The following is a 13,877-nucleotide window of genomic DNA, read 5'->3' as shown; positions in this document are numbered from 1 at the left end:
CCTTGCCCTCCGCTTGCGGCGGTTGCTCTCGCTTGAACAGGTAGGCACCGACTTGTCGGCTGACAGCCGCCCCGTCGCTGTGTCCTTCGGTCGCCGCGCCCAATCGTCCGTCGTCGGTTACGCACTCATTATTGCCATAACCGTGACCGCTGTCTCGGTGCTTGTCGTAGCCGGTGGTGGCGCACTCTCCGATTTGCAGGGGTCGGTTGCTGACGACAACGCCGAGAACGCGATGCTTGAACTCAACAGCGAGGCGTCGCTTGTCGCCCTCGGCGGGAGCAGTCACCGACAGGTCGATTTCGGAACCACTGACGACGCGACATTCGAGACCTACGACGGGGCGCGTATTGTCGTCGAAAACGGGACCGAGACGTTACTCGAAGAGACGATTACCACCCTCGAATACCGTCGCGGCGATACGCACATCGCCTATCAGGGCGGCGGCACGTGGCGAACTGATGGTGACACCACACGGATGGTCTCACCGCCGGAGTTCCACTACCGCGGGGCGACGCTGACGATGCCGCTTGTCGACCTCGATGGCACCGTCGCGGGTAGCGCCACCACCATCGCAGCACAGAACCCGGACACGACGCTGCAAGACCGGCGACGCGTCGGGGAGACGGAATCGATTACAGTTACGGTCGAGAGCCGCTACTACGAGTCGTGGGGCCGGTTCTTTGCCGACCGGACCGACGGCACCGTCTCCTATGACCACGACACGGAATCGGTGACGCTTGAACTTACCAATGACCCCGAGAGGCCCGATATCGGCGGCCCTGTCGTCTCGACGACCGCAAGCGAGGAACTCGAACTAGACGGTAAATTCGTCGTCAACGCGTACGATTCTTCGACAGGCGGCCCGTCCGCGAACCCTGGACAGGGTGAACCGATGACCGGCGGGCAGTTCGTCGCGACTGGCGATATCGACATTGCGGACCACCGAATCGACATCAACGGCGACCTGCTTGCTGGTGGGGCTGTCAGTCTCGGCGGCGCAGATATCGACGGTGAAATCCGGTGTGCGGCCGGCAACGAGAACTGCCACGCCGACGGTGTCGAAACTAATACTGCTGTTCCGAGCCCCCAGCCCGCTGCCGAGGTCGTTGACGCCGATACCCTTTACCAGAAGGTCGACAGTATCGGTGACGGCACCGCAAACGACGATGTCGACGCTATTTCCGGCCGAGAGTTGGACATTGACGACGGTGATACCGTAACGCTCGAAGCCGGCTCGTACGACCTCGATGCCCTCGATATTGACGAGGGAACGCTCGAACTCGACACGAGCAGCGGCGACATCGAGCTCAGCGCCGACGATGTCGATGTCAGTGGGGACGGCAATCCCGGCCAGGGCAGCGCCGACACGAGCATAACGGTGGCCGGCGACGGCAGCGTCGAACTCGGTGTCGCCGGCGAGTTCGAACTCGACGGCGCAGATGTCGATATCGAAGACGACGCTGTCGTTCGAATGTATGTCAGCGACGCCGACCGCGAGGCCGACATCGATATCGACGATTCGTCTGTCAACTACGACACCAACGAGGCCAACTCGACGCAGTTGTGGTTGTACGGACCTCCGGACACTGATGCGGACATCCAAGACTCGGTGTTCAGCGGTGTTCTCTATGCGCCGACGGACGGCACCACCGATGATGCTGATATTGAACTCGACGGCGACACCTCAGTGGCGGGCGCTATCGTCGGCGCGGTTGAGGGCGTCGACCTCGATGGCGGGCAAAGCCACATCAGCTACGACGAGGCTCTCGAAACACAGGTCGTCGAGACGCTCGGCGGCCCCGACCCCATCGAAGTCGAGCACGTCCATCTCTCGGTCAACCGAATCGAACTGGTGGACGAGTAGCCGTTCGCGCGTCAGCGTCCAGAACAGCCTTGGGCGTTCCGCCCGAAGCATCGGTATGCGCCTCGACGAGTATGTCGACGACATAGAGCAAGACGACTCCGTTGCGCTCCGGAAGCTCGCCGAGGAGAAGTCCTACGCCGTCACCGAGTACATTGACGATGCACGCACGCGATTCGATGAGACACTCACCGACGACACGCTTGTCGGCTCAACCGCGCCGTCGGTGTTTGTCGGTCGGTCGTCGTACCCCAACGTTTCGGCGGGGGTGCTCGCTCCGGTCGGTGACGAGAACGACGCCGAGGCGTACGCGACCACCGGCGAGTGGTATCAGCAGGGGTTCAGCATCGACGATGTTTTCGAGCGGCGCACCGGGCTCTTGAACTCGACGCGCCGGTCAAACGTCGATGTCTACGACGTCTGGGACGGCTTCGTCGGCACACAGCGCGAGGTCGCTCTCGCCGACGACCCGGTCGACATCGAGCTGGGTCTCGACGACCGGCCGGGATTCGACCTCGATGGCCCGCTGGAGGACATCGCCGCGCCGCGTGGGCCACGGGCGTTCGCGGAGTCGGCCCGCGTCACGGAGAACCCATCAGTGCCGCGGGCTATCGAGAAGACGCTCTCTGACGACGACTGGCGGGCCGAAGGCGCGATAACGTACCTCTACCGGCGCGGGTTCGATGTCTACGATATCAACAACGTCCTGTCGGTCGGCGCACTCGGCGAGGCCGAAAACCGACGGCTCGTGCCGACGCGGTGGTCGATTACCGCCGTCGACGACACCGTTGGCCAGTATCTTCGAGGGACGATTCGCAATGCCCCTCCCATCGACCGGACGCTGGTGTGGCATACCAGCTACATGGGTAACGACTACTGGGTGGTCGCCGCCCCCGGCGACTGGGAGTTCGAGCTACTGGAGCTGAAGGCCCCGGGCAGCATCTGGAACCCCGACCCGGACGGGCAACTGTATATGGCCGCTGACAACGAAGGCTACGACGGCCGAAGCGGCTACGTCGAGGAGACGTCCGGCGCGTACTACGCCGCGAGGCTCGGCGTGCTTGAGGCGCTTGCTGACCGTGACCGGCAGGCGAAGGTCTTTGTCGTCCGCTACGCCACTGAAGCCTACTGGGCACCGGTCGGCGTCTGGCAGATACGCGAGTCGGTTCGGGACGCCTTCGACGGGGAGCCGGCGGTGGCCGAGACGTTCCACGACGCCGTCCGGCAACTCGTCCCGCAGCTACCGGTCTCGATGGCAGCGCTCCGGCGGAAGTCGACGATGGCTGCCGGCGTGCAGGCGGACCTCTCGGCCTTCGGTGCGGGCGGCGACTCGTCCCGAAGCCGTTAAGCCGTCTCACACGACCACGTACAGGTATGTCAGAGCTGCTCTCCGGTCCCGGCCTGTTCCTCGTTTTCCTGTCGTTGGTCCTGCTTGCGTTCCCGTCGGCGTTTCTCTATATGGCGTTGCGGGAACGCCGGGTGTTCAAGCGGCTGTCGTCGCGGCTCTTCGGGTAGCTACTCGTCGTCGAGGGCCTCGAAAAACGCAGCAACCAACTCGCCCGTGTCGTCGACGATATCCCCCCACGCCTCGTTGTCCGGTGCCATCCCGACGAGGCGCGCGATACGCATAATGGAGACGTGGTAGACGCGCTGGCGTCCCGGCTCTTCCTGCCAGACGACGAAGTTACACGGGAACAGCGCACCCTGCTTGAGCGTCTCGTCGAGCGCCCGGTCGGCCATCTCGGGGTTACAGGCCCCGAGCACGTAGTAGGGGTCCCGGTCGGCGTCGACCTTCTCGTTGAGCAGCTCCGACGGCGAAAATTCGACCGGGATGCCGAAGCCGGTCTCCTCGGCGACGGTTCGGACGTGTTCGACGGCCGCCTCGTGGTCCATCGCTAGCGTCGTCTGTTCTTCACCGATATCTTCGGCATCGATCTTCGAGGGGTCAAACGCGAGGCTCATACCTCTCGTTCGGCCGCCGCCACCAAAAACAGTTCGCGGGCGACTACTCCTCGGCGGTCGGCACCGGTCCGGTTCCGATGACATCGCGGACAGCCGACTCGAAGGCCTGCCGGGTGTCGAAATACACCGCGTCGGTTTCTTCGAGTACGTCGGCGAGTTCGCGTGGTCCGTCCGGCGTCCGTATCGTCGTCTCGCCCTCGCGGCGGACGACTTCGCTTTTCTCGATGGCGTAGTGGAGCCGGGAGGCGACCCGCGCCAGCGGCGCGCCCTCGACCGGCTCTCCCTCGCCTAACGGCACGGCCGGCCCCTCTTCGTCGTCGTCGCTCATGCGTCGGCGTTCGCCCCCGCTGTCCCTAACAGTTACGGAGCACGGGCAGCCGAGGGATTGCGTCCCGGCACGTCACGCGTTTCCGACCGTGGCCGTCGTGGCCGGTATCCGGTAGGTTAATATTTGCCGGATATATAACTGAGTTGTATGACTGAGTTCGACCAGTTCAGCGACGTTGGCGAGGCGGAAGTGACCCGTGCTATCGGCCAGGAATGGACCGAGGAGTTCATGGACTTCTCGGATTCGGACGTCATCATCGTCGGCGGCGGCCCTTCGGGGCTGATGGCCGCGAAGGAACTCTCCGAACGGGGCGTCCAGACGATGGTCGTCGAGAAGAACAACTATCTCGGCGGCGGCTTCTGGCTCGGCGGTTTCCTGATGAACAAGGTGACTGTCCGTGACCCGGCCCAGAACGTCCTCGAAGACCTCGATGTCGACTTCAAGCGCTCCCAAGACAGCGAAGGGCTGTACGTCGCAAACGGCCCCGAGGCCTGTTCGGGACTCATCAAAGCTGCCTGTGATGCCGGTGCGAAGATGCAGAACATGACCGAGTTTACCGACATCGTCATCCGCGAGGACCACCGTGTCGGCGGCATCGTGATGAACTGGACGCCGGTCCACGCGCTCCCGCGTGAAATCACGTGTGTCGACCCCATCGCCGTCGAGGCCGACCTCGTCATCGACGCGACGGGTCACGACGCCGTCGCAGTCTCCAAACTGCAGGAACGTGGCGTCCTCAACGCTCCCGGCATCGAGCACGCCGACGAACACAACACCGGCATGGACCAGACCGGCGACGACTCCTACGGCGCGCCCGGTCACGACTCGCCCGGTCACGACTCGATGTGGGTCGGCCAAAGCGAGGACGCGGTCGTCGAACACACCGGTCTCGCCCACGAGGGCCTCATCGTCACCGGCATGGCGACGGCGACGACCTACGGCCTCCCGCGCATGGGACCGACCTTCGGCGCAATGCTGCTGTCCGGCAAGCGCGCCGCCCAAGCCGCACTCGACGAACTCGGCGTCGACGCTCCCGACGTCGAGATGACGACCCGCGCCGAACCTGCTGACGACTGACGCTCTCCGACCGCCGCCGCTACTTCACGCCATGCCCGACCACGTCACGCTCTATCGCGCCCCGACGACGACGGCCGACGCCGACGAGATAGCCGAGTGGCTCGACCCTCGCATCGACGCCACCGTCGATGTCGAGCCGCGCCTGCTCGGTTCGCTCGCCGATGACGACCTCGCCGAGGCGTTCGCCGCCTCGCGGGTGCTTTCGCCCTACGAGCGGGAGACGGGCAACACGATGGTCGGTATCGTCCGCTACGAGGAGCGGACGCTCGAAGCCCCCGAGCGCGGTGGCGGTGTCATCTACGACGGATTCGACGTCCAGGATGCCCTCCGGCGGCGGCTCCAATCGCCGATGGAGGAGCTTCATATCCCGCTTCTCGACCGCCGGCTCGGCACGTGGGGTACCCACGACGCCCGCTGGCACAAGCGGGTCGCTGTTCTGGGGAAGCCATCGCTGGTCTCTGTCCCGGGGCTTTACGAGGCTCCTGCAAAGCCCGAAGCCTACTACAAGACCAAGCAGTCACACGCGATGATGGCAGGGGATGCACCGCCACGGGAGGTACTGGAAAATCAGGTCGACGGGGAGTTCCTCGTCGAGGACGACCCCCGGACGACCGAGGCGCTGAAGGGGTACGTGCTGGCCGCCTACCACTACCTCGAAACCGGGGACGCGTTCTGTGATGTCGAGGGCTGCCGGCTCTACGATGCCCACCGGCAGCCAGCGCTGCTTGCGGCACAGCTCTCGGAGCCGGCCTTCTGTGAGCGCCACGCCGCCCGCTACGGCTAATCGATTCGTCCCGACGCGAGTCCGACGAACCCGAGCCCGAATGTCTCGTAGCGTCGGTCCCTCGCCCGTGCCGCGAGCGCGCGCCGGGAGGCGGCCACGCGCCGCTCAAGTTCGGTTCCGTGTCCCGAGCATGGCGCGCGAAGGACGTCACGTGCGTCGGTCGTCGGCGACCCGGCGGCGACGAACATCGAAAACAGCGGGTTCAGTGGCACACCGAGCGGCTGTTCGCTTGGGGTCGCATCCAGCAGCGCGACGCGTCCGCCGTCGTTGAGGCGGTCACACCACTGGTCGACGACACGCTCCGGATTCTCGAAGAGCCCACAGACAAACGTCGCGAGGACGCCGTCGGCCGACGCTACCGGGGGTACAACGGCATCGCCGTGGAGGACAGCGACATTGTCATACTCCGACGCCCGCGTTCTCGCCCGGTCGAGCAGCGGTCGCGTGATATCGATGCCAACCACGCGGCCCTCCGGACCGACCTGTTCGCGGAGGAACGGCAGGTTCGCTCCCGTTCCACAGCCCATCTCGACGATGGTCGCGCCACGGTCGGCAACCCGTTCGGCAGCCCGTTGTCGCCAGCGAGCGACGCCCGGCAGCGTGGCGATGTGGTCGTAGAGGTCTGCCCACCGCCCGTAAAACGCCTCGACGGACGCCATTAGCAGAGCTCGCGGACCGCTGCGACGACAGCGGACGCATCAGAGCCGAGCAGATAACAGACCGGCTCGACGCCGAACCCGCCGGTCTGGTAGAGAACGTCAACGGACGCGCTTCCCGCGATGGCCGCTTGGACCGCTGCATCGAGGTCCGCCTCGGCGTCGAAGGCGGCGGTCTCGTAGCCGGCCGCCTCAAGCTCCGCCACGATAGACTCGTCGTAGCGGATGTTCAGCGCTGCCCGGGCGTCGACGCCGGCCTCTCGGGCCGTCAAAAGTAGCTTCGCGACGTGTCCGGAGACACCGAACTCGGGGTCGGCCGGTACCGTCGCTTGGCCTTTTATATCGAGGATTCGGCCGGGGACGCCGGCCACGTCGTCGATGGTTTCGGCCTCCGGCAGCGCCTCGACGAGGTTCGACCCGACGTTCGGGACGAGGCCGGCGAAGCCACTCGTGTTCTCCAGCGTTCGGACCCCTCGCCGCACCGACGAGCGGACGCGTTCTGTCATTCGGAGCTCGCCGTCCGGGTCGTGGATATCCAGCGGCCCCTCGTAGTCTGCCAGCGGCGGGTAGGCGTCCTCGTGGAGCCGGGCCAACAGGTCGCCGCGTTCGAGCTGGCGTATCAGCACCTCCGTTTCGACGAGCGCCTGCACACGGCTCATCTCACCGCTTGCGAGCCCGTCAGCCAGCCGGTCGACGAGTTCGCTGAACCGGTCGTCGGCAGCGATGTCCGGGTTGGTCTCGACCTCGCCGTGGGCGTACTTCGAGACGGCGCTTTGGCTGATGCCGAGCAATCCCGCGACTTCGCTCTGTGTGAGCCCGCGCTCTCTGAGCGCACCAGCCAGCTCCGTCCGAAATGTCGGGAGGAACTCCTCGACGACGAGTTCCTCGATGAACTTCATTGGTCGCCTCCGAACTCCCGGTCGCCCTGTATCCGGGACGCCTGCGGTCCGGTCTGTCCCTGATATTTTGAGCCGCGCTCGGCCCCATACGGCCGCTCGGCGGGTGATTTCAACTCCGTGAAGGTGAGCTGTGAGATGCGCATTCCCGGCGACAGGGCGACCGGCGCGGTGCCGAGGTTCGAAAGCTCAAGCGTTATCTGTCCCTGGTAGCCGGGGTCACAGAGCCCGGCCGTCGCGTGGACGACGATGGCCAGCCGCCCCAGCGAGGACCGCCCCTCGACGTGGGCGATGAGGTCCGGCGGAATCTCGACTCGCTCTTTGGTCGTCCCGAGCACGAAATCGCCCGGGTGGAGCACGAACTCCTCGCCCTCCTCGACGTATGTCTCATCGACGTACTCGTCGACTTCGCGTTCGCTCGTGGGATGGATACAGGAGATGTTCGCACGCTGGAACTCAAGGAACTCCCGTCCCAACCGGAGGTCGACGCTCGCCGGCTGCACCTGTAGTTCGGGGTCATCCAGCGGCTCGATGGCGAGGTCGCCCTCGTCTAACCGCCGCCGGATGTCGGCATCGGAGAGTATCATATCTCTACGGCCGTTCCGAACGACAAAAACATCGTGGCTTTCGGCTGCCGGTTCAGGCGAGTGGCGTCCGCTCGACAACGGTGCCGTCGTAGGTCGGATACTGCTCGACGATTTCGCCGTCCTCGATGTCGCCCTCATCGACCATCTCCTCAAGCAACCACCACGCCAGCTCGACGTGGTCGGATTTGACCGTGTAGTAGGACTCCGGAACGCCGAGTTCGTCGAGGCGCGTTTCGGTCACCCACGTCTTCCCGTAGACGATGGTGCCGTCGTCGGTGATTTCGTCGAACTCCCGGCGGACGTTCCGAGCCATACGCTTGAGCCGCGACCGGTGCTGGGCGGCGTCTTTGAAGACGCTGGTACAGAAGTAGACCCGCTCGTGGTCGCCCATCGTCTCGAGGATGTCGTGGGACCCCTCAACCGCCGACATGTGGTCTTCGCGGAGTTCGAAGCCTGCCTCCTGCATCCGGCGGTAGTTGCCGTCCGACATCTCGAATTCGTTGATATTGCAGAACTCGGCGGCCCCCTCGTCGAGGAATTCGAGAAACTCCGGTTCGGCGCGGATACCCGGAATCTCGAACGCCGGCGTGATGCCGGCGTCGCGGGCCGTATAGAGGATGTCCTCCCACTCGGTGCCGTGGAGGTCGCCCCACTGCTCCAGCGGCGGGTGGAACCGGATTTCGTCGAGGCCGGCCTCAGCGAGTCGGCGCATGTTCTCCTCGCCGCCGGTGATGCCGGTGTAGAGATGTGTGTGGTGGTCTTCGCCGAACTCGTCTTTCAGGAGGCTGATGTAGTTGCAGGTCCGTTCGAGCACCTCCTGTGGCTCGCCGCCGGTAATCGAGGAGCCGAGCGCGTCCATTCGCTTTGCTTCCTCGATGATGTCCGACTCCGTTTCGACCGGCCGCTCGTTGGCGTAGACCTGTGTGACGTTTTTGCGGTTCTCGCCGAGCGGACAGTAGAAACAGTCGCGCTGGTCGCAGTAGCCGTAGACGAAAAGCACCATCTTACCGCCGACGGCACACTGTTCGCAGCCCTCCGAAATCATTAGTTGTACCTCATTGCCGCCAGACACTCAAAAGTCGTACGTTCCGCCCTCGCCGATTCGTCGAGGCTACACACCGGTCGGTCGGCAGGGGGAAGGGTCTTAAGCCGCCGCGTGGAATACGCCGACAGCGAGCGATGCTGCTCATCTTATGTGTCGACCTCGATGACGACCTCGGCCGGAAGACCGATTTCGAGACGCCGGTAGTCGGCCGTGACGCAGTCGAGGAGGCCGCCGTCGCTCTGGCGACCGCCGACCCCGAGGACTCCGACGTGAACGTCTGTTTTCAGGGCGTCCACCTCTATGACACCATCGACGACGAGTCAGTTGAGGTCGCAGTCGTCACCGGCACCGCCAAGGCCGATGTCTCAGCCAATCGGAAGGTCGGTGAGGAGGTCGACACCGTTCTTGCGTCGCTTTCAACCGGCGAAGACGTCCGTGCAGTCGTCGTCACCGACGGCGCACAGGACGAAAGCGTCCTGCCGGTTATCCGTTCGCGGGTGCCGATAGACGGCGTCCGACGGGTTGTCGTCCGGCAGGCACAGGACCTTGAGTCGATGTACTACACGTTCAAGCAGGTGCTTGCGGACCCCGAAACCCGCGGCACAATCCTGATTCCGCTCGGTATCCTGCTGCTCATCTATCCGGTTGCCATCGTCGCCGACATGCTCGGGTTACCGGGGTCGACACTCGGTGTCATCTCGGCGCTTTTGGGCCTGTATATCCTCTTCCGTGGGCTCGGCCTCGAATCGACCATCGACGAAGCCCTCGAACAGGTCCGCGTCGGCCTCTTTGCCGGCCGTGTCCAACTGGTCACGTACGTCGTCGCCGCGGCGCTTGTTGCTGTCGGCATCGTCGGCGGTGTCGAGACCGCAGGCGAGCTCACAACCGTCGACCCCGAGGCGGTATCGGCGACAGCCGCCTTCGTCTACGGCGCCGTCGAATGGGTCGCCGCGGCTGGCGTTATCGCCTCGCTGGGTCGGGTCACCGACGAGTATCTCTCCGGTGGCTTCCGCTGGCGGTATCTTAACGCCCCCTTCTACGTCGTCGCCATCGCCGTCGTTCTCCACGGCCTCAGCGCCTTCTTCCTCGAGCTGGATTTCGCCGGTATCTCGTATCTCGCGGCGACGCTGACCGTTGGAACGCTTGTCGGCCTCGCCAGCACGCTGGCCTTTGCGGTGGCCGAACAGCGGTACCCGCTGGCCGACGCCGAATCGGAGTCGGAACTGGCCGGGTGATTACAGTATTGCGAGGCGAAAGTCCACGGCTTCAGCCGTGGGAGGAGGTCAAAGCACAGCGAGCCCGGACACGTCAGGGAGTCCGAGCGCTCGGTGCCGCCAGCCATCGCCGACGGTCGCAAGAACAGTCCCGGTTTCCGTGACCGCGTAAGCGCCGTCGCCGTGAGCGACGTCGACGACCGACTCTTCGGTCGGTAGCTCGACGGCCGTCCATTCTTCGTTTTGCTCGAAGAGCGTTCCGTCACCGACAGCATGAGCCGCCGTCGATGAGCCGCCTGCGACGGCGTGGAAGCTCCCGTCTGCGGCTTCCATCCAGCCGTTTGCCAGATAGTACAGCCCCGACCCAGTTGCTGCAAGCGGCTCTGCACCCCCGACGACATCGTAGGCATCGTCGAGGCCGACGTGCGTGCCATCGAGGCGGTAGACACCGCCGGCCGCGGCCGCGAAATCACCGTCGATGGCCCGAACGTTCTCAACGGTCGACAACTGCTCCCAGTCGTCGCCGTCGTAGCGGGCTATGCGGCCGCCACCGGCCGCAACGAGACCGTCCCCGTAGCCGACCGCACTCGCCGGCCCGAACCCAGTGTCGACGAACTCGCCGTCGACGCCGACGAGTACGTCCGCCTCGGTCGCAACGGCTGCCCGTCCGTTCCCGGTCGCGACATCCCTCGCCTGACACCGGTGGGCGAGCGAGAACTCCCCGACGATGTCGTCGGAGATTTTGACCTCGGTGACGCCGACGCTTGAGGCGACAAGCGCCGTCGTCGTTGCCGACTTGTCGGCGTAGACGCGCTTTTCGTGGATGCTGATGTCCTCGTCGCTCATATCGGGCCTGCCGGCCGGGGGCGTCGAAAGCGTTTGGGTTGGGGCTGCCGTCTATCGGTCCCGGAATCACTTTGGTCCCGGCCGTGGAGGCTCCGGTATGGACGTATTCGGGTCGAGCGGAGTCCGCGGCGTCGTCGGCGAGAAACTGACCCCGCCGTTTGTCGGCAGGGTCGCCGCGGCGGCGGCGACGGTACTCGACGCCGACACCATGGCCGTCGCACGGGACACGCGGACAAGCGGGCAGCTGTTTGCCGACGCCGCGGCCAGCGCCCTCGCGGCTGTCGGCTGCTCTGTCGCCCGGCTTGGCGTCGTCCCCACGCCGGGCGCACAGGCCTACGCCGACCGCACCGGCCGACCGGTCGTGATGATTACCGCCAGCCACAATCCACCAGCATACAACGGCGTCAAACTCGTCGGCGGTGACGGGACCGAACTTCCCCGAGCGACGCTCGAAACAATCGAGGACCGGCTACTCGCCGAGGACTTCGACCTCGTCGGCTACGACGCGGTCGGGAGTTCGACCCGAATCCCGGACGCACCGGAGACCTACGTCGAAGAGCTTCTCGACCGGTTGGCGACCGATGGCCTCCGTGAGCGGCTAGCCGCCGCCGAGCCGACCGTCGCTATCGACCCTGGCAACGGCGCTGGTTGTGTGACCAGCCCCCGCTTTTTCCGCGAACTCGGCTGCGATGTGGTTACGGTCAACGGACAGCCGGACGGCCACTTCCCCGGCCGGGACCCGGAGCCAGTTGCCGACAACCTCGGGTCGCTCCGCCGGCTCGTCCGCTCGACTGACGCCGACCTCGGCATCGCGCATGACGGCGACGCCGACCGAGCGATGTTCGTCGATGAGACCGGGAGCCACATCGAGGGCGACGCCGCGCTCGCTGCCCTTGCGGACGCCGAACTGGAGCCGGGCGACGCTGTTGTCTCAGCGGTCAACGTTTCACAGCGGCTTGTCGATGTCGTCGCCGATGCGGACGCGGAACTTGAGCTGACACAAATCGGCAGCACATACCTCATCAGCCGCATCCGGAAGCTCCGCCGTGAGGGCACATCGGTCCCCGTCGCCGGCGAGGGCAACGGCGGCATCATGTTTCCCGACTACCGTATTGCCCGCGATGGGGCCTACACGGCCGCCCGGTTTCTGGCGCTTGTCGCCGACCGGCCAGCCAGCGATGTCGTCGCCGACTACAGCGGCTACGCGTATCTCCGTGCCAACATCGAATACGACCACCCCGACGAGCGCGAGGCGATGCTCGTCGCCGCCGAAAAAGTCGCCGAGGACGCGGATGCGGAACTGACGACTACCGACGGCTATCGGCTCGATTACGGCGACGCGTGGGTGCTTGTCCGGCCGAGCGGTACCGAACCGCTGGTGCGTCTTTACGCGGAAGCCGGCGATAGAGCGCGGGCACAGACACTGCTTGAGACGTTCCGCGACCCGATGGAAGACGCACAAGCAGAGGCTTAATCGGTCCGTCCAAGCGCCGAGCGAAGCCGTGTGCGCTCTTCGCGTGCAGCCTCCAGTTCAGCCTCGATAGCACCGCTCTGGAGCCGCTGTCGCTCCGTCTTCGTCAGCTCTTCGCGAGCGGCCGCAGCCGTCCGTAGTTCTTCGTAGTCATCGCGGCGGGTGCGCTCGCTGACCGTCCGCAACGCAGTGACCGTCGGCTCGTCTGCCAGCTTCGCCGCAAGTGGCAGGCGCTCGCTCACCTGGAACCGGAGCGTTTCGGCAGCCGCCGGGGGCCAATCAAGCTGGAGCGGGGCAGCAGACAGCCCCTCAAGATACGTCCGGTTTGTCGCCACCCGCCGCTTCAACCGGTCGGGGTCGTCGACGTAGTGGGCCAACTTCGACGGCGAGTACTCCGCGTACTCTAGGAGTTCGCTGAGGGTGTGGTCGCCGGCCGGCTCGGTGTCGAGATACGACACCAGCGCCTCCGGGGGCGACGTGTACTCGACAAGCGGTGTTTCAGCGGCTGTCTGGATGAACGAGAGCACCTCACGGGCCGACGCGTCGCCGAGGAACGCCTCGAACGCCGCCTCGATACCCTCATTGTAGTCGGCCATCGGGTCTTTGAGCTTCTCGACCGGCGCATCGAGGTCGGCATCGCCGAGCTCGATGGCCCGTTCGAGCTCCGCTATCCGGTCTTCGAGTGTTTCGAGCCGGCGCTTTGCCGCCTTTCGTGCGTCCCGCAGCGCCGACTCCGCCGCCTGTAACTCGTCGAGTTGCTCGGCGCGCGCCCGCACCGGGGCGAGCGCCTCGCGGGCGGCCTCGAAATCGCTTTCGTTGAGTGATTTCGAGACGCCGCCCGTCTTGACGTGGCTGTCGGCGTCTACAAACGCCTCGCGGTCCGGGATGTCATCGGGTATCGAATCGAGCGTCCCCGCGAGGTCGTTGCGGAACTTGACGTATCCCTCGAAGTCGTCCCAGTCGGTCGCCCGCTCCTCCCAGCGGTCGAGGACCGTCTCGACGGACCGATAGGCGTCGGCGAGCGTCTCAAGGGTCGAGCGGTCGAGGCCGTCGGCCTCCAGCTCCGACTGTAGCTGGTCGAGGCGGGTGGCGGCGTCGTCGAGCGCCTCGGCGGGGGCGTCCCCGTCGGCCGTCGATGGCTCCGTCATCG

General features: G+C 65.4%; 15 protein-coding genes. 7 read left to right on the top strand and 8 right to left on the bottom strand.

Annotated elements, in window-relative coordinates; translation table 11 throughout:
- The first annotated feature begins 79 nt into the window (after positions 1–79).
- The 3 genes from NP_RS12770 to NP_RS14650 are packed head-to-tail and all read left to right on the top strand — an operon-like array spanning position 80 to position 3,376.
- Positions 80–1,864, top strand: coding sequence for a DUF7289 family protein (locus tag NP_RS12770; protein WP_011324293.1), 1,785 nt, complete (start codon positions 80–82; stop codon positions 1,862–1,864).
- Positions 1,865–1,919: 55 nt separating this feature from the next.
- The gene (gene nreA / locus NP_RS12765) at positions 1,920–3,209 is read left to right on the top strand and encodes a DNA repair protein NreA (RefSeq protein WP_011324292.1); all 1,290 of its coding nucleotides are present in this window, start codon (positions 1,920–1,922) and stop codon (positions 3,207–3,209) included.
- Positions 3,210–3,235: 26 nt separating this feature from the next.
- Entirely contained in the window at positions 3,236–3,376 is a 141-nt protein-coding gene (locus NP_RS14650; RefSeq protein WP_011324291.1) for a hypothetical protein, read from the top strand.
- Here the strand turns inward: NP_RS14650 and NP_RS12760 are convergent, their stop codons facing one another.
- Together NP_RS12760 and NP_RS12755 are read right to left on the bottom strand one after the other, a co-directional pair.
- Positions 3,377–3,823 carry a DUF302 domain-containing protein gene (locus tag NP_RS12760; protein ID WP_011324290.1) on the bottom strand — a complete coding sequence of 149 codons (447 nt, stop codon included), beginning with the start codon at positions 3,821–3,823 and terminating at the stop codon, positions 3,377–3,379.
- Between the two features lie 43 nt (positions 3,824–3,866).
- Positions 3,867–4,151, bottom strand: a complete 285-nt coding sequence (locus NP_RS12755) for a DUF5789 family protein (protein ID WP_011324289.1) — start codon at positions 4,149–4,151, stop codon at positions 3,867–3,869.
- A gap of 147 nt (positions 4,152–4,298) precedes the next feature.
- On the opposite strand from NP_RS12755, the gene NP_RS12750 reads away from it, so the two are divergent.
- Both NP_RS12750 and NP_RS12745 read left to right on the top strand, forming a co-directional pair.
- Complete coding sequence (locus NP_RS12750; RefSeq protein WP_011324288.1) at positions 4,299–5,228, top strand: sulfide-dependent adenosine diphosphate thiazole synthase; 930 nt, start codon at positions 4,299–4,301, stop codon at positions 5,226–5,228.
- A 31-nt stretch (positions 5,229–5,259) separates the two neighbouring features.
- Positions 5,260–6,012, top strand: a complete 753-nt coding sequence (locus NP_RS12745; RefSeq protein ID WP_011324287.1) for a DUF7001 family protein — start codon at positions 5,260–5,262, stop codon at positions 6,010–6,012.
- Here the strand turns inward: NP_RS12745 and NP_RS12740 are convergent.
- From NP_RS12740 to NP_RS12725, 4 genes are read right to left on the bottom strand one after another with little or no spacing between them, the layout of a single operon-like run.
- Positions 6,009–6,671, bottom strand: coding sequence for a class I SAM-dependent methyltransferase (locus tag NP_RS12740; protein WP_011324286.1), 663 nt, complete (start codon positions 6,669–6,671; stop codon positions 6,009–6,011). The genes NP_RS12745 and NP_RS12740 overlap by 4 nt on opposite strands.
- Positions 6,671–7,567 (bottom strand): thiamine-phosphate synthase family protein, encoded by an 897-nt coding sequence (locus tag NP_RS12735; protein WP_011324285.1) that lies wholly within the window; start codon positions 7,565–7,567, stop codon positions 6,671–6,673. The genes NP_RS12740 and NP_RS12735 overlap by 1 nt, the downstream gene beginning before the upstream one ends.
- Positions 7,564–8,151, bottom strand: coding sequence for a dCTP deaminase (gene dcd, locus NP_RS12730; protein WP_011324284.1), 588 nt, complete (start codon positions 8,149–8,151; stop codon positions 7,564–7,566). Before dcd ends, NP_RS12735 begins: the two co-directional genes overlap by 4 nt.
- A 52-nt stretch (positions 8,152–8,203) precedes the next feature.
- Positions 8,204–9,196, bottom strand: a complete 993-nt coding sequence (locus NP_RS12725; protein WP_011324283.1) for a radical SAM protein — start codon at positions 9,194–9,196, stop codon at positions 8,204–8,206.
- 134 nt (positions 9,197–9,330) lie between these two features.
- Between NP_RS12725 and NP_RS12720 the strand changes: the two genes are divergently transcribed.
- On the top strand, positions 9,331–10,431 hold the full coding sequence (locus NP_RS12720) for a DUF373 family protein (RefSeq protein ID WP_011324282.1): 1,101 nt from the start codon (positions 9,331–9,333) through the stop codon (positions 10,429–10,431).
- 48 nt (positions 10,432–10,479) lie between these two features.
- Here the strand turns inward: NP_RS12720 and NP_RS12715 are convergent, their stop codons facing one another.
- Complete coding sequence (locus NP_RS12715) at positions 10,480–11,256, bottom strand: HVO_0234 family beta-propeller protein (RefSeq protein WP_011324281.1); 777 nt, start codon at positions 11,254–11,256, stop codon at positions 10,480–10,482.
- 97 nt (positions 11,257–11,353) lie between these two features.
- Between NP_RS12715 and glmM the strand changes: the two genes are divergently transcribed.
- Positions 11,354–12,730 carry a phosphoglucosamine mutase gene (gene glmM, locus NP_RS12710; protein WP_011324280.1) on the top strand — a complete coding sequence of 459 codons (1,377 nt, stop codon included), beginning with the start codon at positions 11,354–11,356 and terminating at the stop codon, positions 12,728–12,730.
- On the opposite strand, the gene NP_RS12705 is transcribed toward glmM, so the two are convergent.
- The gene (locus NP_RS12705) at positions 12,727–13,875 is read right to left on the bottom strand and encodes a DUF7118 family protein (protein WP_011324279.1); all 1,149 of its coding nucleotides are present in this window, start codon (positions 13,873–13,875) and stop codon (positions 12,727–12,729) included. The genes glmM and NP_RS12705 overlap by 4 nt on opposite strands.
- Positions 13,876–13,877 lie beyond the last annotated feature (2 nt).

The sequence above is a fragment of the Natronomonas pharaonis DSM 2160 genome (genome assembly GCF_000026045.1).
In the GTDB taxonomy this organism is placed as follows: domain Archaea; phylum Halobacteriota; class Halobacteria; order Halobacteriales; family Haloarculaceae; genus Natronomonas; species Natronomonas pharaonis.
This window is presented reverse-complemented; position numbering and strand designations above follow the sequence as displayed.

What these genes read in the sequence shown, in the direction of transcription:
- nreA (WP_011324292.1), top strand. Translation starts at nt 1,920, where the DNA reads ATGCGCCTCGACGAGTATGTCGACGACATAGAGCAAGACGACTCCGTT.
- NP_RS14650 (WP_011324291.1), top strand. Translation starts at nt 3,236, where the DNA reads ATGTCAGAGCTGCTCTCCGGTCCCGGCCTGTTCCTCGTTTTCCTGTCG.
- NP_RS12760 (WP_011324290.1), bottom strand. Translation starts at nt 3,823, where the DNA reads ATGAGCCTCGCGTTTGACCCCTCGAAGATCGATGCCGAAGATATCGGT.
- NP_RS12755 (WP_011324289.1), bottom strand. Translation starts at nt 4,151, where the DNA reads ATGAGCGACGACGACGAAGAGGGGCCGGCCGTGCCGTTAGGCGAGGGA.
- NP_RS12750 (WP_011324288.1), top strand. Translation starts at nt 4,299, where the DNA reads ATGACTGAGTTCGACCAGTTCAGCGACGTTGGCGAGGCGGAAGTGACC.
- NP_RS12745 (WP_011324287.1), top strand. Translation starts at nt 5,260, where the DNA reads ATGCCCGACCACGTCACGCTCTATCGCGCCCCGACGACGACGGCCGAC.
- NP_RS12740 (WP_011324286.1), bottom strand. Translation starts at nt 6,671, where the DNA reads ATGGCGTCCGTCGAGGCGTTTTACGGGCGGTGGGCAGACCTCTACGAC.
- NP_RS12735 (WP_011324285.1), bottom strand. Translation starts at nt 7,567, where the DNA reads ATGAAGTTCATCGAGGAACTCGTCGTCGAGGAGTTCCTCCCGACATTT.
- dcd (WP_011324284.1), bottom strand. Translation starts at nt 8,151, where the DNA reads ATGATACTCTCCGATGCCGACATCCGGCGGCGGTTAGACGAGGGCGAC.
- NP_RS12725 (WP_011324283.1), bottom strand. Translation starts at nt 9,196, where the DNA reads ATGATTTCGGAGGGCTGCGAACAGTGTGCCGTCGGCGGTAAGATGGTG.
- NP_RS12720 (WP_011324282.1), top strand. Translation starts at nt 9,331, where the DNA reads ATGCTGCTCATCTTATGTGTCGACCTCGATGACGACCTCGGCCGGAAG.
- NP_RS12715 (WP_011324281.1), bottom strand. Translation starts at nt 11,256, where the DNA reads ATGAGCGACGAGGACATCAGCATCCACGAAAAGCGCGTCTACGCCGAC.
- glmM (WP_011324280.1), top strand. Translation starts at nt 11,354, where the DNA reads ATGGACGTATTCGGGTCGAGCGGAGTCCGCGGCGTCGTCGGCGAGAAA.
- NP_RS12705 (WP_011324279.1), bottom strand. Translation starts at nt 13,875, where the DNA reads ATGACGGAGCCATCGACGGCCGACGGGGACGCCCCCGCCGAGGCGCTC.